The organism is Pseudomonas sp. GW822-FHT06D10, assembly GCF_058799535.1.
The window spans coordinates 137,816-159,337 of sequence record NZ_JBXALN010000008.1 but is presented as its reverse complement, the minus strand read 5'-3'; the positions used below and the strand labels follow the sequence as shown (position 1 = coordinate 159,337).

The 21,522-nt window shown below is 62.6% G+C and carries 17 protein-coding genes and 2 pseudogenes; 7 read left to right on the top strand and 12 right to left on the bottom strand.

The genetic code is table 11. From position 1 onward, the window contains the following. Positions 1-54: 54 nt before the first annotated feature. On the top strand, positions 55-966 hold the full coding sequence (lpxC, locus tag AC1RL5_RS25135) for a UDP-3-O-acyl-N-acetylglucosamine deacetylase (protein WP_011063304.1): 912 nt from the start codon (positions 55-57) through the stop codon (positions 964-966). Positions 967-1,034: 68 nt separating this feature from the next. On the opposite strand, the gene AC1RL5_RS25130 is transcribed toward lpxC, so the two are convergent. From AC1RL5_RS25130 to AC1RL5_RS25100, 7 genes are all read right to left on the bottom strand, one after another. Further along, positions 1,035-2,558, bottom strand: coding sequence for a sensor domain-containing diguanylate cyclase (locus AC1RL5_RS25130; protein WP_072450921.1), 1,524 nt, complete (start codon positions 2,556-2,558; stop codon positions 1,035-1,037). A 139-nt stretch (positions 2,559-2,697) separates the two neighbouring features. Beyond that, on the bottom strand, positions 2,698-4,023 hold the full coding sequence (locus AC1RL5_RS25125; protein ID WP_072450920.1) for an OprD family porin: 1,326 nt from the start codon (positions 4,021-4,023) through the stop codon (positions 2,698-2,700). A gap of 190 nt (positions 4,024-4,213) precedes the next feature. After that, on the bottom strand, positions 4,214-4,438 hold the full coding sequence (locus tag AC1RL5_RS25120; RefSeq protein WP_072450919.1) for a hypothetical protein: 225 nt from the start codon (positions 4,436-4,438) through the stop codon (positions 4,214-4,216). 220 nt (positions 4,439-4,658) lie between these two features. Further along, positions 4,659-6,023, bottom strand: coding sequence for a heavy metal sensor histidine kinase (locus tag AC1RL5_RS25115; RefSeq protein WP_072450918.1), 1,365 nt, complete (start codon positions 6,021-6,023; stop codon positions 4,659-4,661). Next, entirely contained in the window at positions 6,013-6,690 is a 678-nt protein-coding gene (locus AC1RL5_RS25110; protein WP_145712284.1) for a heavy metal response regulator transcription factor, read from the bottom strand. Before AC1RL5_RS25110 ends, AC1RL5_RS25115 begins: the two co-directional genes overlap by 11 nt. Before the next feature lie 8 nt (positions 6,691-6,698). Further along, on the bottom strand, positions 6,699-9,794 hold the full coding sequence (locus AC1RL5_RS25105) for a multidrug efflux RND transporter permease subunit (RefSeq protein WP_072450917.1): 3,096 nt from the start codon (positions 9,792-9,794) through the stop codon (positions 6,699-6,701). Continuing rightward, positions 9,791-10,951: an efflux RND transporter periplasmic adaptor subunit gene (locus tag AC1RL5_RS25100; protein WP_011063297.1), complete on the bottom strand. Its 1,161-nt coding sequence runs from the start codon at positions 10,949-10,951 to the stop codon at positions 9,791-9,793. The genes AC1RL5_RS25105 and AC1RL5_RS25100 overlap by 4 nt, the downstream gene beginning before the upstream one ends. Positions 10,952-11,164: 213 nt before the next feature. Here AC1RL5_RS25100 and AC1RL5_RS25095 point away from each other — a divergent pair, with 213 nt between their 5' ends. From AC1RL5_RS25095 to AC1RL5_RS25085, 3 genes and pseudogenes are all read left to right on the top strand, one after another. Further along, a complete protein-coding gene (locus AC1RL5_RS25095; protein ID WP_011063296.1) occupies positions 11,165-11,410 on the top strand; it encodes a hypothetical protein in 246 nt (81 codons plus the stop codon). A gap of 158 nt (positions 11,411-11,568) precedes the next feature. Further along, a pseudogene (locus AC1RL5_RS25090) lies at positions 11,569-11,850 on the top strand (PAS domain-containing protein); the annotation flags it as partial. 312 nt (positions 11,851-12,162) lie between these two features. Continuing rightward, positions 12,163-13,152: pseudogene (locus AC1RL5_RS25085) on the top strand (methyl-accepting chemotaxis protein); the annotation flags it as partial. Positions 13,153-13,183: 31 nt separating this feature from the next. On the opposite strand, the gene AC1RL5_RS25080 reads toward AC1RL5_RS25085, so the two are convergent. The 5 genes from AC1RL5_RS25080 to norR all read right to left on the bottom strand — a co-directional run bounded on the left by AC1RL5_RS25080 (position 13,184) and on the right by norR (position 17,568). After that, the gene (locus tag AC1RL5_RS25080; RefSeq protein WP_041119781.1) at positions 13,184-13,933 is read right to left on the bottom strand and encodes a YkgJ family cysteine cluster protein; all 750 of its coding nucleotides are present in this window, start codon (positions 13,931-13,933) and stop codon (positions 13,184-13,186) included. A 91-nt stretch (positions 13,934-14,024) separates the two neighbouring features. Then, positions 14,025-14,351: a hypothetical protein gene (locus AC1RL5_RS25075; RefSeq protein WP_015636919.1), complete on the bottom strand. Its 327-nt coding sequence runs from the start codon at positions 14,349-14,351 to the stop codon at positions 14,025-14,027. Positions 14,352-14,448: 97 nt separating this feature from the next. Beyond that, positions 14,449-14,928 (bottom strand): GNAT family N-acetyltransferase, encoded by a 480-nt coding sequence (locus tag AC1RL5_RS25070; RefSeq protein WP_492589874.1) that lies wholly within the window; start codon positions 14,926-14,928, stop codon positions 14,449-14,451. A 3-nt stretch (positions 14,929-14,931) separates the two neighbouring features. Then, positions 14,932-15,834 (bottom strand): chemotaxis protein CheV, encoded by a 903-nt coding sequence (locus tag AC1RL5_RS25065; RefSeq protein WP_093408242.1) that lies wholly within the window; start codon positions 15,832-15,834, stop codon positions 14,932-14,934. 177 nt (positions 15,835-16,011) lie between these two features. Continuing rightward, entirely contained in the window at positions 16,012-17,568 is a 1,557-nt protein-coding gene (norR, locus tag AC1RL5_RS25060) for a nitric oxide reductase transcription regulator (protein WP_492589872.1), read from the bottom strand. 156 nt (positions 17,569-17,724) lie between these two features. Here norR and hmpA point away from each other — a divergent pair, with 156 nt between their 5' ends. From hmpA to cyoA, 3 genes are all read left to right on the top strand, one after another. After that, a complete protein-coding gene (gene hmpA, locus AC1RL5_RS25055) occupies positions 17,725-18,906 on the top strand; it encodes an NO-inducible flavohemoprotein (protein ID WP_072450915.1) in 1,182 nt (393 codons plus the stop codon). Between the two features lie 363 nt (positions 18,907-19,269). Beyond that, positions 19,270-19,779 carry a disulfide bond formation protein B gene (locus AC1RL5_RS25050; RefSeq protein ID WP_011063288.1) on the top strand — a complete coding sequence of 170 codons (510 nt, stop codon included), beginning with the start codon at positions 19,270-19,272 and terminating at the stop codon, positions 19,777-19,779. A gap of 796 nt (positions 19,780-20,575) precedes the next feature. Further along, complete coding sequence (gene cyoA / locus AC1RL5_RS25045) at positions 20,576-21,520, top strand: ubiquinol oxidase subunit II (protein WP_011063287.1); 945 nt, start codon at positions 20,576-20,578, stop codon at positions 21,518-21,520. Positions 21,521-21,522: the final 2 nt, after the last annotated feature.

The following is a 21,522-nucleotide window of genomic DNA, read 5'->3' as shown; positions in this document are numbered from 1 at the left end:
ATCGCCAGCCTTTGTTGATACCAGTTCGCAATTTGCGCTGAAGCGGCCCAAGCCATGATTAAACAACGCACCCTGAAGAATATTATCCGTGCCACAGGTGTAGGCCTGCATTCCGGGGAGAAGGTATACCTGACCCTCAAGCCTGCGCCTGTCGACACCGGCATTGTGTTTTGTCGTGCCGACCTGGACCCTGTGGTGCAGATTCCTGCTCGCGCGGAAAATGTTGGCGAAACCACGATGTCGACCACTCTGGTCAACGGTGACGTCAAAGTGGACACGGTGGAGCACTTGCTCTCGGCCATGGCTGGCCTGGGCATCGATAACGCCTACGTCGAGCTCTCCGCGTCTGAAGTCCCGATCATGGATGGCAGTGCCGGACCCTTCGTATTCCTGATTCAATCTGCTGGCCTCGAAGAACAGGACGCAGCTAAAAAGTTCATCCGCATCCTTCGTGAAGTGACCGTGGAAGACGGCGACAAGCGCGCCACTTTCGTGCCTTTCGATGGTTTTAAAGTGAGCTTCGAGATCGATTTCGATCACCCGGTTTTCCGTGACCGCACCCAGAGTGCAAGCGTGGACTTCTCCAGTACTTCGTTTGTAAAAGAAGTCAGCCGCGCCCGTACCTTTGGTTTCATGAGTGATATCGAGTACCTGCGCAAGCACAACCTCGCACTCGGCGGCAGCGTGGAAAACGCAATTGTGGTCGATTCGGATGGCGTACTGAATGAAGACGGTCTTCGCTACGAAGACGAATTCGTCAAGCACAAGATCCTGGATGCAATTGGCGACCTCTACCTGCTGGGCAACAGCCTGATAGGTGAGTTCAAAGGCTTCAAGTCGGGCCATGCACTGAACAACCAGCTACTGCGCAAGTTGATTGAGCAGAAAGATGCCTGGGAAGTCGTGACCTTCGAAGATGCCAGCACTGCACCGATCTCTTACATGCGTCCGGTTGCGGCCGTGTAAGTCACTCTCTCTTTCCTTTTGTTTTTGAAGGCCATCCCCCCGGATGGCCTTTTTTTATGCCTGCGGTTTCAAGCGCCGCGCTTGGAGCCGCCCTGGGACATGTTGGAAACAACCCGGTTGCGCCCGCTGTACTTGGCCTGATACAGCGCCTTGTCGGCGTCGCTCACCCATTGTTCAAGACCGATATCGGGGTTACCCGACCAGGTGTTGATGCCAATGCTCACGGTCAGCGGCGCGGCGTGTTCGCTGATGGCCGGCAAGGCGGCGATGCTGGTGCGGATCTTCTCGGCGAGTACGGCGGCGCCGGCACTGTCGGTACCTGGCAGGATGACCGCAAACTCCTCGCCGCCATAGCGCGCCGCCAGGTCCGATGGGCGCCCGACGCAGGCGCCAATGCTCTGTGCCACCGCACGCAAGGCCTGGTCCCCCAGCGGATGGCCGAAGCGGTCGTTGAAGGATTTGAAGTGATCGACATCGACCATCAATAGCGACAACGGCAGGTTGGCGCGCCGGGCCCGCGACCATTCGTTGCCCAGCACCTGGTCCAGGGTACGGCGATTGGCCAGGCCGGTGAGGGCATCGACGGCTGCCAGGCGCGCCAGTTCCTGCTCGGCGCTCTGCCGGCGCCGCAGTTCGCGGCACAACTGCCAGGTCAGCCAGAACAGGGCGATGCAAAGGGCGCCAGTGGCGCCGCTGATCAGCACCGCGGTGCGTTGCCAGGCTCCGAAGACCTCGTCGATGGACAGCGCGACAATCACGATCAGCGGCAGATCGCCGACCTGGGAAAAGGTGTACAGCCGCTGCTTCTGATCAACGCTGGAGACGCTGCTGAAGCTGCCGTTGCCTTCGCGCAGAATGCGGACGAAGTTGGGGCGGCTGCTGAAGTTCTTGCCTATCAGGTCGTCTGCCAGCGGCGGTTGCTGGGCCAGCAGAACGCCGTCGCGGCTCACCAGGTTGATCGTACCGTTGCGACCGATATCCAGATTTCTGAACAGCTCGTTGAAGTAGCTCAGGCGCATGGCCGCTTCGGCCACCCCGATGAACTGGCCATGCTCGTCGCTGAGCCGGCGGCTGAAGCTGATCCGCCAGTCGTGATCGGCGGTGCGCGCGCGGAACGGCGGGCTGATCATCATCCTCGGGTCCGGATTGTCGATGTGCGATCGAAAGTACTCGCGATCGGCGTAGTTGCCCGTGCGCGGCACGACCGAGGCCGAGTCGGCCAGCACGTCGCCGTGCCTGTCCAGCAGCAGGATGTCGCCCTTGTAGGGCGCTGCGGTGGCCCGGTCGAACAGCGCCAGGTGACGTATGGCCGCCGAAACATCCTTCAGATCGTCGCGTTGCGCGGCACTGATCAGTCCCTTGAGAGACAGGTCGTAGAGCTCGACGTTGCGCAATACATCGGCGTCGATCAGTTGCACGATGTTGTTGGCGGCACGTGTGGCAGCCTGTTCGGCAGCGGCGTGTTCGCGGATCAACAGGTAGGTGACGATGCCGAGAATGGCTACAACGATCAGCGAGCTGGAGAGGATCAGCAGGCGCTCGGTATTTGACGCGATCTTCCCTGTGCGGGGTGTCGCACTACTCACGTTCATGATTTTGATTTCTGCTGCGTCGACAGTTTTGAGTCTAGTGTGGACGTGGGCTACAGAAATCGGTCACGCCTGCGCGCTTGTATAAATCTCCGATAAAAAAAAGACCAGCAAAACATGCTGGTCTTTTTGTTTGAGTAGCTTAGAAGACGTTGATCGGGTAGTCGACGATCACCCGGTATTCGTCGGTGTCGTTGTCCAGCGCGCCGTAGCCGTTGCCGCCACGGTTGGTGGCCCACTGCAGGCGTACGGCGAGGTCCTTGGCGCTGCCGCCCTGCACCACGTACTTGAGGTCCAGGTCGCGCTCCCAGTGCTTGGCGTTCTTGCCGTCGGCGCTGTACCAACTGGCATAGCCGCGGCTGGCCGGATCGACCTTGGTCAGGTCCAGCTCGCCGCGCGAGTAGGACAGCGCCGAAGTCAGGCCCGGCAGGCCGAGACCGGCAAAGTCATAGGCGTACTTGAGCTTCCACGAACGCTCGTTGGGGCCGTTGAAGTCCGAATACTGCTGGGAGTTGTCCAGGTAGATGCTGTCGCCCTGGGCGATGTAGTCGAACGGTGTGTTGCCGTTGACCCGCTGATAGGCCGCGGTGACGCTGTGGTTACCCACGCCGACGGTGAAGTGCAGGCTGTAGGTGTTGTTGTCGATGTTGCCCAGCAGCGCCTGGCCGGTGTCCTGGGTGTGATAGAAGTGCAGGCCCGGGTTGAGGCTGACCAGTTCGTTGACCGCGTAGGTGTAGTCCAGGTCGTAGTAGTACTGGTTCCAGATGTCCTTGAGTTCGGACGCGTAGAGGCTGCTGGTCAGCCCTGGCACGCCGCTCCAGGCCACGCCGGCCCAGTTCAGGTGCAGGCTCTCGTCGCCCTCGCGCAGGCTGCCGTAGGAAGTACCGATGCGCTTGTGTCCGCTCTGGTTGTACGGCTTGGTGAAGCTGGCCTGGCCGCCCTCGATCAACCAGCCGTCGAAGCTGTGGTTGGTCAGGCTCACGCCGCGGAAGGTCTGGGGCAGCATGCGGCTCATGCCGCCGGCGATCACCGGGTTGTTGAGGAACAGGTCGCCAGCCTTGAGCTCGGTATCGAAGGCCCGCATTTTCAAGGTGGCGCCGGCGGTGGAAAACGAGCCGGGTGCCTTGTGCCGGCCATCGTCGCTGATAGGCAGGATGCTCGACTTGGTGGTGCCGCCGCCACCGTCCAGCTTGAGGCCGAGCATGGCGTTGGCATCAAGGCCGAAACCCACGGTGCCCTGGGTGTAGCCCGACTCGAAGACGCCGAGAAAACCCTGGCCCCATTCGATGTTGTCCTTGCTCTGCTGCAGGCGGTTGCGGTTCATGTAGTAGTTGCGGGCGTTGAGCTTGAGGCTCGAACCCTCGACAAAACCCTCGGCCTTGGTTTCTTCGGCCGCTTGCCCGAGTGTCGGGATCGTTGCGGCGATTGCAATGAACAGGGGGCTGATCTTCAGTGAGGTCTTGAACAACGTTTAGCTCCTTTGGTGAACGACAATGGCTTCTTATTGTGAATTCGGGTGTTTCTTGTTCTGGGTATGACGAGTGTGCCGAGGGTTTCCATACGGCAAAAAAAAGCCGCTGAACTCAGCGGCTTTAAGACAACTTACTCCCGGGTTGAAAGCAGAGAAGTTGTCGAGGGAAACAAGTCGGAAGCGTGGATCAACTGTCTTTCTGAGTGTCGCTCTTGCTTTGCTCGGCAGTGATCTTCTGGGCTTTCTGAGTGTTTTGCTGCTGGGCTGCCTGGGCGATCTGGGCTTGTTCGAAAGCGGCGGCGCGTGCGGCATTTCTTGCCACGAATCCCTGGGATTCTTCGGCCATGGCCATTGGTGCCACGAACAGGGAAGACAAAACGAACGCGCTGGCGATACCCATACTGTTGGACATTTCTGAAGACCTTCTTGCAGAGCAAGTTCAATTCGGTGCGACAAAAATATAACCACGTGGCTGCTGGAAAAAGAGCCGAACAGGATAAGGACTGTTACAAAAAAAACAATAGTAGGAGCTGGCTTGCCAGCGAACGCGCCCTATCGCCTTGCGCCGGATGTGTTGACGCCTTCGCCGGCAAGCCGGCTCCTACAGAATCCGAGAATCCGAGAATCCCGAGTCAGAGAGGCAGGTACAGGCCGAAAGTATTGATGCCCCGGTCACTGCGCACGAACACATCGCCGCCATGCATCAGGGCGATGGCCTTGACGATGGCCAGCCCCAGGCCGTGATTGGCACCGCTGTTGCTGCGCGAGGCATCCACCCGGTAGAAACGCTCGAACAGCCGTGGCAGGTGTTCACTGGCAATGTCCTGCCCCGGGTTGCTGACGGCGATCGCCACCTGGTGTTCCTGGACCTCGATCCGCACCTGGATCACTTCCCCGGCTGCGGTGTGCTGCACCGCGTTGCTCAGCAGGTTGATCAGGGCCCGGCGCAGGTGGGCAACCTCGATCCGCACCTGGGCATCGCCCTGGACCTCGACCCTGACCTGGGCGTCTTCGAGGATGAAGTCCAGGTAGTCCAGGGTCGTTGCCACTTCCGCCGCCAGGGAACTGGTGGTGAGCTTGGTGGCCTTGCTGCCCTGGTCGGCACTGGCCAGGAACAGCATGTCGTTGATGATCGAACGCAGCCGCTCCAGCTCTTCGAGGTTCGATTGCAGTACCTCGAAGTAATGCTCCGCCGAGCGCCCCCGGGTCAGGGCGACCTGGGTCTGGCCGATCAGGTTGGTCAGGGGCGAGCGCAGTTCGTGGGCCACATCGGCGTTGAACGACTCCAGGCGCGAGTAGGCGTGTTCGACCCGTTCCAACGTGGAGTTGAAGGAGTTGACGAACTGCTTCAGCTCCGGCGGCAGTGGCGACAATTGCAGGCGCCCGGACAGCCGTGGCGGTGCCAGGCGCTGGGCTTCCTGGGAGAGCTTGATCAGCGGCTTGAGGCCGATCCGCGCCACCCAGTAGCCCAGGGCCGAGGCCAGCAGCACGCCGACAATGGCCAGGCCGATCAGGGCCATCAGCAACTGATGCTGGGTCTGGTGGAAGGTGTCGGTGTCGATGGCGATCAGAAAGCGCAGGGCCGGGCGCTGTTCCTTGGCCGGCAACTGGCTGACCAGGACTTTCAGCGGATAGGGGTGATCGCTCAGGTTCAGGTCACGCATGCCCAGGGGGCCTTGGGCGAATTCGCGGATCTGCGCGTCGGGGTTGCCGTATTCATAGCCGGGGTCGCCGCTGATGGCCCAGAAGCGGATGCGCTTGTCTTCCTCGCTCAGCAGCTTGAGCTTGGCGTTGATCTTGGCCCAGTGCTCGGGGTTGCCGTAGCGGGTCAGGGCCGACTCCAGCACGCTGTAGCGCGCATCCAGTTCGGCTTCCGGGAGCAGCCCCAGGCCCTTGTCCACCTGCTGGTAGAGGGCCCCGCCAATCAGCAGGAAGATCAGCAGCGCCACCAGAGTGAACAGCCCGCTCAGGCGCAGGGCGATGGAGTTACTCGGCACCGCGGCTCTCCAGCACATAGCCCATGCCACGGATGGTGTGCAGCAGTTTCTGTTCGAAGGGGCCGTCGAGCTTGGCCCGCAGGCGCTTGATCGCCACTTCGACGACATTCGCGTCGCTGTCGAAATTGATGTCCCAGACCATTTCCGCGATGGCGGTCTTGGACAGGATCTCGCCCTGGCGCCGGGCCAGCACGCTGAGCAGGGAAAACTCCTTGGCGGTCAGGTCCAGGCGGCTGCCGGCACGGCTGGCCTTGCGGCTGATCAGGTCGATCCACAGGTCGGCGATGCTGATCTGCACCGGCTCATGCCCACCGCTGCGACGGGTCAGGGCTTGCAGGCGCGCCACCAGCTCAAGGAAGGAGAAGGGCTTGCCCAGGTAGTCGTCGGCGCCATCGCGCAGGCCCTTGATGCGGTCCTCCACGCGTTCGCGGGCGGTGAGCATGATCACTGGGGTCTGCTTGCGCGCACGCAGTGCTCGCAATACGCCAAAGCCATCCAGGCCGGGCAGCATCACATCCAGCACTATCACGGCATAGTCGCCCTCCAGAGCCATGTGCAGGCCTTCGACGCCCTCCCGGGCCAGGTCGACGGTGTAGCCTTGCTCGGTCAACCCGCGGTGCAGGTAATCGGCCGTTTTTTCTTCGTCTTCGATAATCAGAACGCGCATGACCCGCCTCAGGTAGTGGTGGCCGGCAACAGGGCCGGCTGGGGCCGGTGGAACAGCCGCTCAAGCCACAAGTATATGACCGGCGTGGTGAACAGCGTCAGGGCCTGGCTGACCAGCAGGCCGCCCACCACGGCAATCCCTAGGGGCTGGCGCAGTTCGGCGCCGGCGCCGTAGCCGAGCATCAGCGGCAGGGCACCGAGCAGGGCGGCCAGGGTGGTCATGATGATCGGCCGGAAGCGGGTGATGCAGGCTTGGTAGATCGCCTCCTCGGGAGGCAGGCCGCCGTGGCGCTGGGCTTCCAGGGCAAAGTCGATCATCAGGATGCCGTTCTTCTTGACGATGCCGATCAGCAGCACCAGGCCGATCAGCGCCATGATGGAAAAGTCCTGGCCGCACAGCCAGAGCATCAGCAAGGCGCCCAGCCCGGCCGAGGGCAGGGTGGAAATGATGGTCAAGGGATGCACGAAGCTTTCGTACAGCACCCCGAGAATGATGTACACCGCCACCAGCGCCGCCAGGATCAGGTACGGCTGGCTGGCCAGCGAGCTCTGGAAGGCCTGGGCCGCGCCCTGGAAATTGCCGCTGATGGCCGTTGGCATGCCGATCTCGCTCTTGGCCTGGTTGAGCAGGATGACCGCATCGCCCAGGGCCACGCCGGGGGCCAGGTTGAAGGACAGGTTGGCCGCCGGGAACATGCCGTCGTGGGCAATCGACAGCGGGCCGATGGTGGGCGCATCGAAGCGCGCCAGGGCAGAGAGCGGGACCATTTCTCCGGTCAGCGGCGAGCGCAGGTAGAAGTAGTTGAGGCTCTCGGCCTTGCCCCGTTGCTGGGTGTCGAGTTCAAGGATCACGTTGTACTGGTTGATCTCGGTCTGGAACTCGTTGATCTGGCGCTGGCCGAAGGCGTCGTACAGTGCCTCGTCGACATCGCTGGCGGTAAGGCCGAAACGCGCGGCAGCCGTGCGATCGATATGGATGTGGGTGATGCTGCCGCCCAGTTGCAGGTCGTTGGAGATGTCACGGAAGGCCGGGTTGCTGCGCAGCTTTTCCGTCAGGCGCTGGGTCCAGGTGCTCAGGGTCGGGCCGTCGTTGCTTTTCAGTACGTACTGGTACTGGGCGCGGCTGGGACCAGAGCTGAGGTTGATGTCCTGGCCGGCCCGCAGGTACAGGACAATGCCGGGCACCTTCATCAGTTGCGGGCGGATGCGGTCGATGAAGGCACTGGCAGACACGTCCCGGTCGCCACGGTTCTTGAGGGAAATCCAGAAACGGCCGTTGGCGATGGTCTGGTTGCTGCCCGAGACCCCCACCGAGTGGGAGAAGGCCTGCACTGCCGGGTCGGCGGCGACGATCTCGGCCAGCGCCTGGTGCTTTTTCACCATGTCCGGGTAGGAAATGTCCGCCGCAGCCTCGGTAGTACCGAGCACGAAGCCGGTGTCCTGCACGGGGAAGAAGCCCTTGGGGATCAGGATATAACCGGCAATGGCCATGCTCAGGGTCAGGCCGAAGATTCCCAGCATCAGTTTCTGATGGGCCAGGGCCTTGCGCAGGCCGCGCTCGTAGACCGCCAGCAGGCGCTCGCCGAAGCCCGGCTTGGCATGGGCCGGGTGCACCGGCGCGCGCATGAACAGGGCCGCCAGGGTGGGGGCCAGGGTCAGCGAGACCACCACCGAAATCATGATGGTGGAAGTGGCGGTCAGGGCGAACTCCTTGAACAGCCGGCCCACCACGCCGCCCATGAACAGCAGGGGAATGAACGCCGCCACCAGGGAGAAGCTGATGGAGACCACGGTGAAGCCGATCTCGCCGGCGCCCTTGATTGCCGCCTCGCGCATGCCGTCGCCGGCTTCCAGGTGGCGGTGGATGTTCTCCACCACGACGATGGCGTCATCCACCACAAAGCCCACGGCCACGACAATGGCCACCAGGGTCAGGTTGTTCAGGCTGAAGCCCAGCACGTACATCAAGGCGAAACTGGCGGTCAGGGACACGCCCAGCACCGCGGAGACGATCAGGGTCGCCGACCACTGGCGCAGGAACAGCGCCATCACCGCCACCACCAGCAGCACGGCGATCAGCAGGGTGATCTCCACTTCGTGCAATGAGGCGCGGATGGTCTGGGTCCGGTCCACCAGCACCTTGACCTGCACCGAGGCCGGGAGCATGGCCTCCAGGCCTGGCAGGGCAGCCTGGATGCGGTCCACGGTCTCGACGATATTGGCCCCGGGCTGGCGCGAGATCACCAGGTTGACCCCCGGTTGGTCGCCGGACCAGGCCTGGACGTAGGCATCTTCCGAACCGTTGACTACCCGCGCCACATCCTGCAGGTGCACGGGGGCACCGTCCTTGTAGGAAACGATCAACTGGCCGTATTCCTCGGGATGGAACAACTGGTCGTTGGTGGACAGGGTGGAGATGCTCGACTCGCCGTACAGTGCACCCTTGGCCAGGTTGAGGCTGGTCTGCTGGATCGCCAGGCGGATGTCGGCCAGGGTCAGGCCAATGGCCGCCAGTTTGTCCGCCGAAGCCTGGACCCGGATCGCCGGGCGCTGCTGGCCGGTGATGTTGATCTGGCCGACCCCGTCGATCTGGCTGATCTGTCGGGCCAGCAGGGTTTCCGCGTAGTCACTGAGCTCGGTGCCGGGCATCTGCGTCGAACTGATGCTGAGGATCAGCACCGGGCTGTCCGCCGGGTTGACCTTCTTCCAGGTGGGCAGGGTGGGCATGTCCTTGGGCAACTTGCCAGCGGCGGTGTTGATCGCCGCCTGCACTTCCTGGGCGGCGGTGTCGATGCTCTTGTTCAAGGTGAACTGCAGGGTCAGCAAGGACGAGCCCAGGGCGCTGCTGGAGGTCATCTGGGTCATGCCGGGAATGGCGCTGAATTGCACCTCCAGGGGCGTGGCCACGGAAGAGGCCATGGTGTCCGGGCTGGCACCGGGCAGGGCGGCGGACACCTGGATGGTCGGGAACTCGGCCTCTGGCAGCGGAGCCACCGGCAGGCGCGGGAAGGCAATGGCGCCCAACAGTACCAGGGCGAAGGTCAGCAGGACGGTGGCGACCGGATGGTCGACGCACCAGGCGGACACCGAGCCATGGCCCTTCATGGCTGGGGCTCCGTCGCCTGTACCACCTGAGGTGGATCGCTCAATACCTGGACCTGGGAGCCGGGCTTGAGCCGCGACTGGCCGTCACTGACCAGCACATCGCCAGCCTGAACCCCGGAGATGATGTTCAACCCGCTGTCCTGATACACCACCTGCACCGGCACGACTTCCACCTGCTGGCCCTTGACCCGGTACACGAAGTGCTGGTCCAGGCCGCGCTGGACCACGGTCGGCGGTACGGTGAGGGCGTTCTGGTCCAGGGCGGTCTGGATTTTCACCGTCACCAGTTGCCCGGGCCACAGCTGCTGCTGGGCGTTGCTGAACTCCGCCTTGGCGCGGATGGTGCCGGTCCCGGCGTTGATCTGGTTGTCGATCAGGGTCAGGTGCCCGTTGCCCAGCAGGGCCCCGGCGCTGTTGCTGTCAGCGCCGAGGAAGGCCTTGACCGCCGCCGGGTCCTGGGCGCGGATCAGTTGCTGCAGGGTTGGCAGCATTTGCTGGGGCAGGGAAAACTCCACGGCAATCGGGTCGATCTGGGTCACCGAGAACAGGCCCTGGGTATCGCTCATGCGCAGGAAGTTGCCTTCATCAACGGTACGAATCCCCACCCGGCCGCTGACGGGAGAGCGGATCTGAGTGTAGGAAAGCTGTACCTGAGCGGCATCAATGGCAGCCTGGTTACCCTGGGCCGTGGCGTTGAGCTGATTGACCAGGGCCACTTGCTGGTCATAGGTCTGCTTCGAGATGCCGTCATCCACCGACAGTAGCTTGTAGCGCTTGAGGTTGATCTGGGCCACCTGCAACTGGGCCTGGTTCTGCGCCAGCTGGGCCCGGGCCTGATCGAGGTTGGCGCGTATCGAACGATCATCGATGGTCGCCAGCAGGTCGCCGGTCTTGACCAGTTGCCCCTCCTTGACCAGCAGCCGGGTCAGGATGCCATCCACCTGTGGGCGAATCACCACGCTGTGCAGCGACAGTACCGTGCCGATGCCGCTGGCGTAACGCGGCACATCCTGCTGGTGCACGCTGACCACCCGTACCGGAATTGCCGTGGGCGCGGCCAGCCTGGCGGTGGCGGGCTTGTTCAGGAACCACGCGACACCGGCGATGAGCACCACGAGTACCGCTGCGGTCACGACTGTTTTCTTGGCAATGGGCATGGGGAGAGAGCGCCGGGCAATGATGTCGGAAGGATGGCCATGATCTGGGCACAGTTATAGCCCGACAACCCGGTCAGCACCGTGACGGCCAGCTGTCAGCGCTGTCAGAAAACTCCCGGTGGGCCCCGATCAAAGATGGTTGGCGCACAGGTATACTGGCGCCCACTGCGGCCTGCACCCCGGCGCGGATTTCCTTTCTCTCCTGGAGTTTCCATGACTTCCCCTGCACAACCCGCTGCGGATGACGCCCTGAACGTCGACCCGGCCGCCGACGCAACCGCTACCGACACCCCGAGCACGGCGGCGATCCCGGCGTTCAAGTTTCCCTTCAAGCCTTCCGAGTTTGCTCCTGCCAAGAATGCCCAGCAGCCCTGGTACAAAAATGGTGCCAGCAACGGACACACCAAGACCCCCGGCGCAGCGCCTCCCGGCACTCGTCGCTCCATGGGCAAACGCTGATATCGCCGACATTCGCAGAAAAAATCCCGATTTGCGCTTTTTTAATCGCAATGATGGCTAATTGCTTTAAACCTGAGCTGGATCAGTATTTGTGGCATCAGTGCGCTTAGAGTCAGCAGCCCTGCCGACTCCACCCAACACATACGAGCGCGCTATCCATGAAGATCAACCTTCCGGTTACTGGGCGAAACGTGGACTTTGCCCCTGATGCGAATATCCTTTCGACCACTGATCTGACTAGCGCAATCACCTACGCCAACCCTGATTTCATCAAGATCAGTGGCTACAGCCGTGAGGAGTTGCTGGGCTCGCCGCATAACCTGTTGCGCCACCCGGACATGCCCTCCGCGGCCTTCGCCCACATGTGGCGCACCCTCAAGCGCGGCCGTTCGTGGATGGGCATGGTCAAGAACCGTTGCAAGAACGGCGATCACTATTGGGTCAGTGCCTATGTCACGCCCGTGACCCGCGATGGCCAGGCGGTGGAATACCAGTCGGTGCGCACCAAACCCAGCGTCCGTCAGATCGAGGCGGCGGAGCGGGCCTATGCCCAGCTCAACGGTGCCGGCCCCTCGTGGTGGAGCCTGTTGCCGGTGATCAGCCTGCGGTTGCGTCTCTGGGCCTCCATCAGCGCCGGCTTCATCGGCAGCTACGGCGTTTCAGTGTGGCTGCTGCCCGAATCCTGGATGGTCCAGGGGGCCGTGATGGCCATGGGGTGGTGCCTGAGCCTGACGGCGGTCGGCGTGCAAGCGCGGCCACTGGATCGATTGGCCGAGCGCGCCCGGCAGATCGGTGACAACCCCTTGAGCCAGGGCATCTATACCGGCCGTACCGACGAGTTCGGGCGCATCGAGTTCGCCCTGCAGATGCTCGAAGCCCAGGTGGGCGCGGTAGTGGGGCGCATCGGCGATGCGTCCCAGCGCCTGGAGGGGCATGCCGCGGAACTGGTGGAGCATCTGCACAGCAGCCACAACAGCACCCTGGAACAGCAGGCGGAAACCGATCAGGTGGCGGCGGCCATTCACCAGATGGCGGCCAGCGTCGCCGAGGTTGCCACCCATGCCCAGCAGGCCTCGGTGGCGGCAGACCAGGCGGAAAGCGAAACCCGTGAGGGCCACCTGCTGGTGGGCGAAAGCCGCAGTGCGGTGCTGCGCCTGGCCAGCGAGCTGGAGCGGGCTACCGAGGTCATCCATCAACTGGAAAGCCATAGCACCGACATTTCCGGGGTGCTGGAGGTGATCCGCAGCATCGCCGAGCAGACCAACCTGCTGGCCCTGAATGCGGCAATCGAGGCGGCGCGGGCCGGGGAGCAGGGCCGGGGTTTTGCCGTGGTCGCCGATGAAGTGCGCGGGCTGGCCCAGCGCACCCAGGATTCCACCAACGAGATCCAGCGCATGATCAGCACCCTGCAAATGGGCGCGCGCAATGCGGTGGAGGCCATGCAGCACAGCAGCCAGCACCTGGAGAGCAGTGTCGACCAGGCCAAGCGCGCGGCGGTGGCCCTGGACGGCATCAGCCAGCGGGTCAACCAGATTACCGAGATGAGCTTGCAGATCGCCGCAGCGGTGGAAGAGCAGAGCGCAGTCAGCGAGGACATCAACCGCAACATCATCGGCATTCGCAATGCCTGTGAGGCGACCGTCAGTGCCGGCCAGCTCAGCCACGTCAACTCAGGCGACGTGGCCGGGCTGGCGGGGGACTTGCGGCAACTGGCCCTGGAGTTCTGGCACAAGCGCGGCTAGGGCTGTTCGCCGACCCGCCGTTGTCCGCGGCTCAGGCGGCGCGCAGGGAAATGAAGGCGTAGTCCAGAGGCGTTTCACTGACCACCTGGGCACCGGCGGCCTGGACCTGACCGGCGATATCGTCTCCGGACAGGTGAAAGCGCCAGGGCTGGCCCGGTGCTCCGGGTGGTGCAGCCTGGACCTGGTCGATGGCGTTAGCCAGGGCGCCCATGTCCGGCAGGTAAGCGGTGAAACCGTCGCCCTTTAGCGCTGTGGTGCGAATGCCCAGCAAGGCGCAAATGGCTTCCTTGGTGTGGATGTCGTCACGGTCGGCCTGGCGCGAGCGGCGGATCAGCTCGGCCAGCTCCTGATCCACCAGTTCATTCCCCAGAATCAGTTGCGGGCCCTGTTCCCAGGATTCCGGCGGGCATTCCTTGGCCTGCGGGTTGAGGGGAATGTGCGGATTGATTTCCATGGGATAGATGCGGCACACCAGTGGCCGGCGCTGGTAGATGCGGCACAGCTGGTCTTCGTCAAGATTCCGGCAGGGGCCGACGTTGTAGGCGGCGAAGGTGATCGCCACATAGGCTTCGGTGGCGCCACTGCGGACCCGGCAGGAACGGCGTTCGGCGTGCTCGCGCTGCTGCACCGGCAGCCCCAGGCCATTGCCGAGGAAGGCTTCCACCAGAATGATCACCTGGCCGCCGTCGGCCGCCCAGTCACGGGCTTCCAGCAGGGTCAGGGGCACGTGGTGATCGTTGCAGCATTTGCCGCAGCCGACGCAGGAAAACTGAGTGTTCATTGCACGAAGCGCCTTGTGGATCAGCAGGAGTCAAGTGGGAAAACCGTCATGGACGCTACCCGGGGCTATGCCGAAGCAAGTTATGCGCCATTCACCGGGCCTTGAGGGCCGGCCGGATCGAGTCCCACTCGCTGACCGCAGCCTGGCCGGTCTGCCTGTTGTACAGGCACAATTCGATGCCCGATTGGCCGCGCATGTGTTTCTGCGGGTAGCGGCCTTGCAGCAACAGGGCGCTGACGCCGACCTGGTCGGGAAATTGCGCGATGGTTCCCACGGGTTTGGGGTTTTGCAGGCCGCTGGCCTGGGTACAGCTGATTCGGATGGCCTGCTCCAGGGCGGCCCAGGCATCGTCGCTGGAGGCGCTGGCCTGGCCGGTGAGGGTGGCCAGGCAGAGCAGGCACAGAGTCTTGGCGTTCATGGGGGCGGCTCCTTGGGGCGCAGGGGCTTTGGGATCGCCGGGGCTGATCCGGCCGTTCGCAGCCTTCGGCGGCGGCTACAGGATAGTGACCGGCGGATCAGTCGAGGGTTTCGTGACGCACGATGTACATGCCGACGCGTTCGTAGAGGCGCCGGGCCCCCAGGTTGCCTTCCAGTACCCGCAGATCGGCGCAGCCTTCCCGGCGTTCGGCGAACAGGATGAAGGCTTGTTGCAGCAAGGCGCGCCCCAGGCCCTGGCCGCGCGCGCGCGGGTGTACCACCAGGTCCTTGATGTAGGCGCTGGTCCAGCACTGGGCGACGCCGATCACGCCTTCGGCATCCCGGGCCACCAGGCACAGTTCGGGGTCGTATTCGGCATCGCTCTCGAAGGCCTGGCGCCAGCTGTCCAGCACCGGGACGTCGCCGCCACCGTCCTGGTAGCCCAGATGCATCAACTGATGCACAGCCTGCGCGTGCTCGGGGCTGTAGTTGTGCACAGTGATGCCGGCAGGCCACTGCGGCGCTGCCAATGGGGCAGTGAGATCGCGGCGCATCAACAAACAGTGGATCTGGCTCATGCCTCAGGCGCCCTGGGTGGCAATGGTCTTGGCTGCGTCGATCAGGCAGCGGGTCAGTTCTGGCGAGGAAAACTTGGTGAGCACGGCGTTGGCACCGGCCACACGGGCTTTCTCGCTGTTCATGGCGCTGTCCAGGGAGGTGTGCAGCAGCACGTAGAGGTGAGAGAAGTCCGGGGTTTCCCGCAGGGTGCGGGTCAGGGCGTAGCCGTCCATCTCCGACATCTCGATGTCCGAGACAATCAGGTTGATCTCGTTGGCCGTGCCTTGCAGTTCCAGCAGGCAGTCGATGGCTTCCTTGGCGCTGCGGGCGGTGTGGCATTGCAGGCCGAGGTTGCGCAAGGTGTGTACCGATTGCTGCAGTGCCACCTGGCTGTCGTCCACCACCAGGATCCGCGCGTTGCCCAGGGCTTCGGCGTCTTCCATGCTCAGCTCGGTGGGCGCCATCTCGATTTGGGCCGGGGCGATGCCATGGATCACTTTCTCGATATCCAGTACCTGCACCAGGGTGCCGTCCACTTGGGTCACCCCGGTGATGTAGGACTTGAGGCCGCCGGAACCGAAGGGTGGTGGACGGATATCGGTGGTCAGGCAATGCACGATCTTGCTCACGGCCTGCACGTGCAGGCCCTGTTTGGAGCGGCTGACGTCAGTGACGATCAGGCAGCCGCTGTCGGGGTCGGCCAGGGGCCGCTCGCCGATGGCCCGGCTGAGGTCGATCACCGACAGCGAGTTGCCCCGCAGGGTGGCGATGCCTTTCACGTGGGGGTGGGATTCGGGCAGCTTGGTCAGCGGCGGGCAGGGAATGATCTCACTGACTTTAAGCAGGTTGATTGCCATCAGCTTGCCGCTGCGCAAGGTAAACAGCAGAAGCGATAGCGAATCTGCGCGGGCTTTGTTGGAGGACATAAAAACCTTCTCTGGAGAAAATTGGCTCGTGGCACGGGCCACGGACAACCATTGATAACGGGTTATCGACGTGTTCAGGGCTGGCTTTAGCGGTGTTCCCGCTTTCCGTCGGCGGCGCGACCCTGGCCGGCAAGCCGGCTCCTGCAGAGGGGCGGGGCGCTTTGTCGGCGCTGGCGTTTACCGCAGGCCCAGGCGCTTGGCCAGGCGGCTCAGGTTGGCCCTGTCCAAGCCTAGCTCACGGGCGGCGCTGGCCCAGTTGTGCTGGTGCCGCTCCAGGCAACTGCTGATCAGTTGGCGCTGGTAGTGGTCGGTGGCCTGGCGCAGGTCGCCGGCTACGGCAGGCATGGCCTGGGTTGCACCAGCAGGCTCGACGGGGGCGCTGGTTCTTTCGCTGGCCCGGGGCAGGTCCAGATCGCCGGCATCCAGGCTGAGGATCTTCGGTCGCTCGGGGTGGTTGCCCAGCGCTTTCAGAGCGCTGCGCCCGATCAAGTGCTCCAGCTCGCGAACGTTGCCCGGCCAGTGGTAGGCCAGCAGCGCCTGTTGCGCCTCAACGCTCAGGCGCAGGCTGCCCAGGCCCATGCGCGAGCGGTTCTGTTCCAGGAAGTAGCCACTGAGCAGCAGCACATCGCGGCCGCGCTCGCGCAGTGCCGGCACCCGTAGGGGGTAGACGCTGAGACGGTGGTAGAAGTCGGCACGATAGCGGCCGTTGCGCACTTCTTCCGCCAGATCGCGGTTGGTGGCGGCAATCAGGCGCACGTCGACCCGATGCTCCTGGTCCGACCCCAGGCGTTGCAGTTGGCCGCTTTGCAGCACCCGCAGCAGTTTGGCCTGCACTGTCAGCGACAACTCGCCCACTTCATCGAGAAACAGCGTGCCGCCATTGGCCAGTTCGAATTTTCCCCGGCGATCCTGGGTGGCCCCGGTGAAGGCGCCGCGCACGTGGCCGAACAGCTCGCTCTCCACCAGGGTGTCGGGCAGGGCCGCGCAGTTGAGGCTGATGATCGGCTGCTCGGCCCGGGGCGAAGCCGCGTGGATAGCCTGGGCGACCAGTTCCTTGCCGACGCCGGTTTCTCCGGTGATCAGCACCGTCAGGTCGCTGCCGCCCACCAGCTTGATTTCCTCCAGCAAGCGTTTGTGGGCCTTGCTCTGGCCGATCATCTCGCGGTTCTGCCCACTGGCCTGGCGATAGACCTCGGCCCGCTGGTGCTCGTTTTCGGCGCGCTGGGCCAGGCGTTCGATGCGCTGGGCGGCGCTGACCGTTGCGGCGGCGAGGCTGGCGAAGGCTTGCAGGGCATCCAGCTCGATGGGTTCGAAGCGCTGCGGGTCCAGGGCATCGAGGGTCAGCAGGCCCCAGGGGCGCTCGTCGACGAACAGCGGGCAGCCCATGCAGTCATGCACTTCCAGGTGATCATCGAGCCCTTCCACCAGGCCGTCGTAGGGGTCGGGCAAGTCGCTGTCGCTGGCAAAGCGGGTCGGGCCCGGGCTGCCGAGCAGGGCGGCGAAGCGCGGATGCTCGCTGACCTTGAAACGGCGGCCCAGGGTGTCGGTGCTCAAGCCATTGACCGCCAGGGGCACCAGCCACTCGCCATCCAGGCGCAGCAGTGCAGTGGCATCGCAGGGCAGCAGGGCGCGCAGAGCTTCCAGCAGGCGGCGATAGCGCTCGCCTTCGGGCAGTTCGCGGGACAGGTCGGTGACCAGGGGAAGCAGGGCGGTGAGCAGGGATTTTGCAGTCATAATGACTCCGTGGTGTCTTAATGACTATAAAAGACAGAGTGTCTTTATGACTATATTTATTTTAACTTGTTGATATTTAACGTATTTATTTCTGGCACGAAAACTGATTGGGCATAGGAAACCTGCAAGCAGTCATAAAGTCCAGGAGTTGTCCTTATGCTAAGCGTTCAAGATCGTGCCATTATCAAAGCCACTGTGCCCCTGCTCGAAAGCGGCGGCGAAGCCCTGATTACCCACTTCTACCGGATGATGCTCTCCGAGTACCCGCAAGTGCGGCCACTGTTCAACCAGGCGCATCAGGCCAGCGGCGATCAGCCCAGGGCCTTGGCCAATGGTGTTCTGATGTATGCACGGCACATCGACCAACTGGACCAGTTGGGGGACCTGGTGGCCAAGATCATCAACAAGCACGTCGCCTTGCAGATCCTTCCGGAACATTACCCCATCGTTGGCGGTTGCCTGCTGCGGGCCATTTCCGAAGTGCTGGGCAGCGAGATCGCCACCCAGGAAGTGATCGATGCCTGGGCCGCCGCCTATAACCAGCTGGCGGATATCCTGATCGGCGCCGAGGCGGCGATCTACGACGAGAAAGCCCAGGCCCCCGGCGGCTGGCGCGGTGCCCGTGAGTTCCGGCTGGTGCAGAAGGTGGAAGAAAGCGCGGAAATCACCTCCTTTTATTTCGAACCGCTGGACCAGGGGCCGATCCTCGCCGCTGAACCGGGGCAGTACATCGGTTTGCAGCTCTTTATAGGGGGCGAGGAAATCCGTCGTAACTACTCCCTCTCGGCACTTTCCAACCAGGGCCAGTACCGCATCAGCGTCAAGCGCGAAACCGGCGGCGTGGCCTCCAACTACCTGCATGACCAATGCCCGGTGGGCAGCAGCGTCATGCTGTTCCCTCCTGCGGGGGAGTTCACCCTGGCGGCCAGCGACAAACCGCTGGTGCTGATCAGCGGCGGGGTGGGCATCACTCCAACCCTGCCGATGCTGGAGGCGGCGCTGGCCACCGAGCGTCCGGTGCATTTCATCCACTGCGCCCGCAACGGCCAGGTGCATGCCTTTCGCAACTGGGTCGATGAACTGGCCCAGCGGTATCCACAGCTCAAGCGCTTCTATTGCTACGCCGAGGATGACGGTGTCAGCCCGGCGGCGGACAAGCTGGGCATGCTGACCCGCGAGCAACTGGCCGAGTGGCTGCCGGAGCAACGCGACCTGGACGCCTACTTCCTCGGGCCCAAGGGTTTCATGGCCGCGGTCAAGCGCCACCTTCAGGCCCTGGGCATTCCCGAGCAGCAGAGCCGCTATGAGTTCTTCGGTCCGGCAGCGGCCCTGGAATAACCACCCCGGCCGGCTCCCCACGGGCGCCGGCCTTTTCTCTCTCCCCTTCGTTTCATGTGACTCCGGCATTCGCTGATTTTCCCGAAACCGCCTTTATTCTCGGCGTATTTGGTATGGCGGTTAATCCACTCTTAACCTGCTTGTCGCTATTGTCCGCAACTGGCAAAGCGCCCGAAGCCGCGTTGCAGTGGCGCTGTACGTCCCTGCATTCAAAGGTCATGTTCAACGTGTAGACTTCCCGGCAGCCGGGTGTGCCTCTGCGAGCATTGGCCTGCACGCGATCGACGGGTTCATCGAAGACAATCTCGGTCTGCCGCCTCGGGTCTCGGGGGCAGGCTGAACACAACAGAAAAAGGAATAGGGATGAGTGACGACAGACTGGGTTTGGGACGCGAGCGGCGTTTCCTGGTGCTGCTGGGGATTATTTGCCTGGCACTGATCGGCGGAGCCCTGTACATGCAGGTGGTGCTGGGCGAGGCGCCGTGCCCGCTGTGCATCCTGCAGCGTTATGCCTTGCTGCTGATTGCACTGTTTGCCTTCATCGGCGCGGCGATGAGTTCGCGACGTGGGGTCACGGTCATGGAAACCCTGGTGGTCATCTGCGCCCTCGCCGGCGCGGGCGTGGCCGGGCACCATGTGTACACCCAGTTCTACCCCTCGGTGAGCTGTGGCATCGATGTACTGCAGCCGATTGTCGACAGCCTGCCATTGGCCAAGATCTTCCCGCTGGGCTTTCAGGTCGACGGTTTCTGCTCCACGCCGTACCCGCCGATCCTCGGTCTGTCCCTGGCCCAGTGGGCGCTGGTGGCGTTCGTGCTGACGGTGATCCTGGTGCCTCTGGGTGTGGTGCGCAATCGCAAGAAAACCTACTGATTCACTCGTAAAAGCCCCGGCCCTCCGATGGGGGGCCGGGGCTTTTTTGTGCCGTTCATTCGGCACCTGAAAAGTCCGTGATTTGCGGCAAGCGCAGGCGCGGCAAAAGTGCGACATGTTGTCACAGTGCCGCGGTCGAAGAGGGGCGGTCGAGTCGCTGCAACAGACTGCATTCTGGCGCGCTGGTTCAATGAGAGCCTGTCAGTTTGTGTACGCGAGCCTGTCGACCGAGAACCATAGCCTGCTATCGATACAAATCTTCACAGCGCCCGTTTTACAAGGGGTGAAGCCTGATGGAAGGCGGCCCTCAGGGGGGATCGAGAGTCCTGGAAGGGGGGTGTTTCAGGTCCTTTTTGGGGCTTTTTGTTGCAAATGAAAATCGCTATGATTGCGATCCTTCGCAACAATCATGAGGGATTGTTGCGCCATGGGATAAAAATTATTTCGGGATAAGACATGGTTTATAAAACGCGACATATCTACAATCGCCCGCACTGAATTTCCGACGCTGCTCAACCCTGAGCACACGAGGACGGTCGAGGGGCGGATAGAGCGCTCCATGCGACTGCGGGTGTCGGCGCCTTCCAAACTTCCGCACCAAATGGAATTGGTCTGTAACAAGGCCTTTGACCACGAGATCGAATAAGAACCACTGCTAGCCCGGGATGTGTCGTTGAGCGCTTAACGCAACGGGCAGGCCCTTATTCAATTGAAGAAAAATGCCAACCCTTGGCAGGGTGAAGTGTTGGCGATCAAAACCCAACTGCATTGCGCAAGCTGCTTTAGAGGTCGTGAGATGAGTAAAAACAGGTACCCCAGATTACTAGGCTTATTGCCGCTGCTCGGCATGTTAATGCTGGGAGGCTGCAAGTGGACCTTGCTCGATCCCAAGGGTCAGGTCGGTCTGGATGAACGAAACCTGATCATCACGGCAACCATCCTGATGCTGCTGGTGGTTGTGCCGGTCATCATCATGACCTTCGCCTTCGCCTGGAAATACCGCGCCTCCAACAAGGACGCGACCTACGCGCCGAAGTGGTCCCACTCCACCAAGATCGAGATCGCGGTGTGGCTGGTTCCGGTGCTCATCATCATTGCCCTGGGTTATGTCACCTACAAGTCGACCCACGCCCTGGACCCGTACCGTCCGCTGGATTCCGACGTCAAGCCAGTGACCATCGAAGTGGTCGCCATGGACTGGAAGTGGCTGTTCATCTATCCCGACCAAGGGATCGCCACCGTCAACAAGATCGTTTTCCCGGCCCATACCCCGGTGAACTTCCGCGTGACCTCCGACACCGTGATGAACTCGTTCTTCATCCCGGGCCTGGGCGGCCAGATCTACGCGATGGCGGGCATGACCACCAAGCTGCACCTGATTGCCAACCAGAACACCGAACTTGAAGGTATCTCCGCCAACTACAGCGGCGCGGGTTTCACCGGCATGAAGTTCAAAGCGATCGCTACCAGTCAGGAAGATTTCGACGCCTGGGTAAACGAAGTCAAGAAGGCACCTAAACAGCTGGACACCGCTGAATACGAAGCCCTTTCCAAGCCAAGCCAGAACAATCCTGTAGAGCTCTACTCCGCCTACGCGCCAAACCTGTTCCAGACCGTCATCGACAAGTATGAAGGCATGAAACCGGGCAAGCCGCTCAAGCACGAGAAGAAAGAAAAGGAAGTGGCCGCAACGGAAGGGATGGACGTGAGTTCGCATTCAGCTGCCGGGGCAGAGGAGTAAAC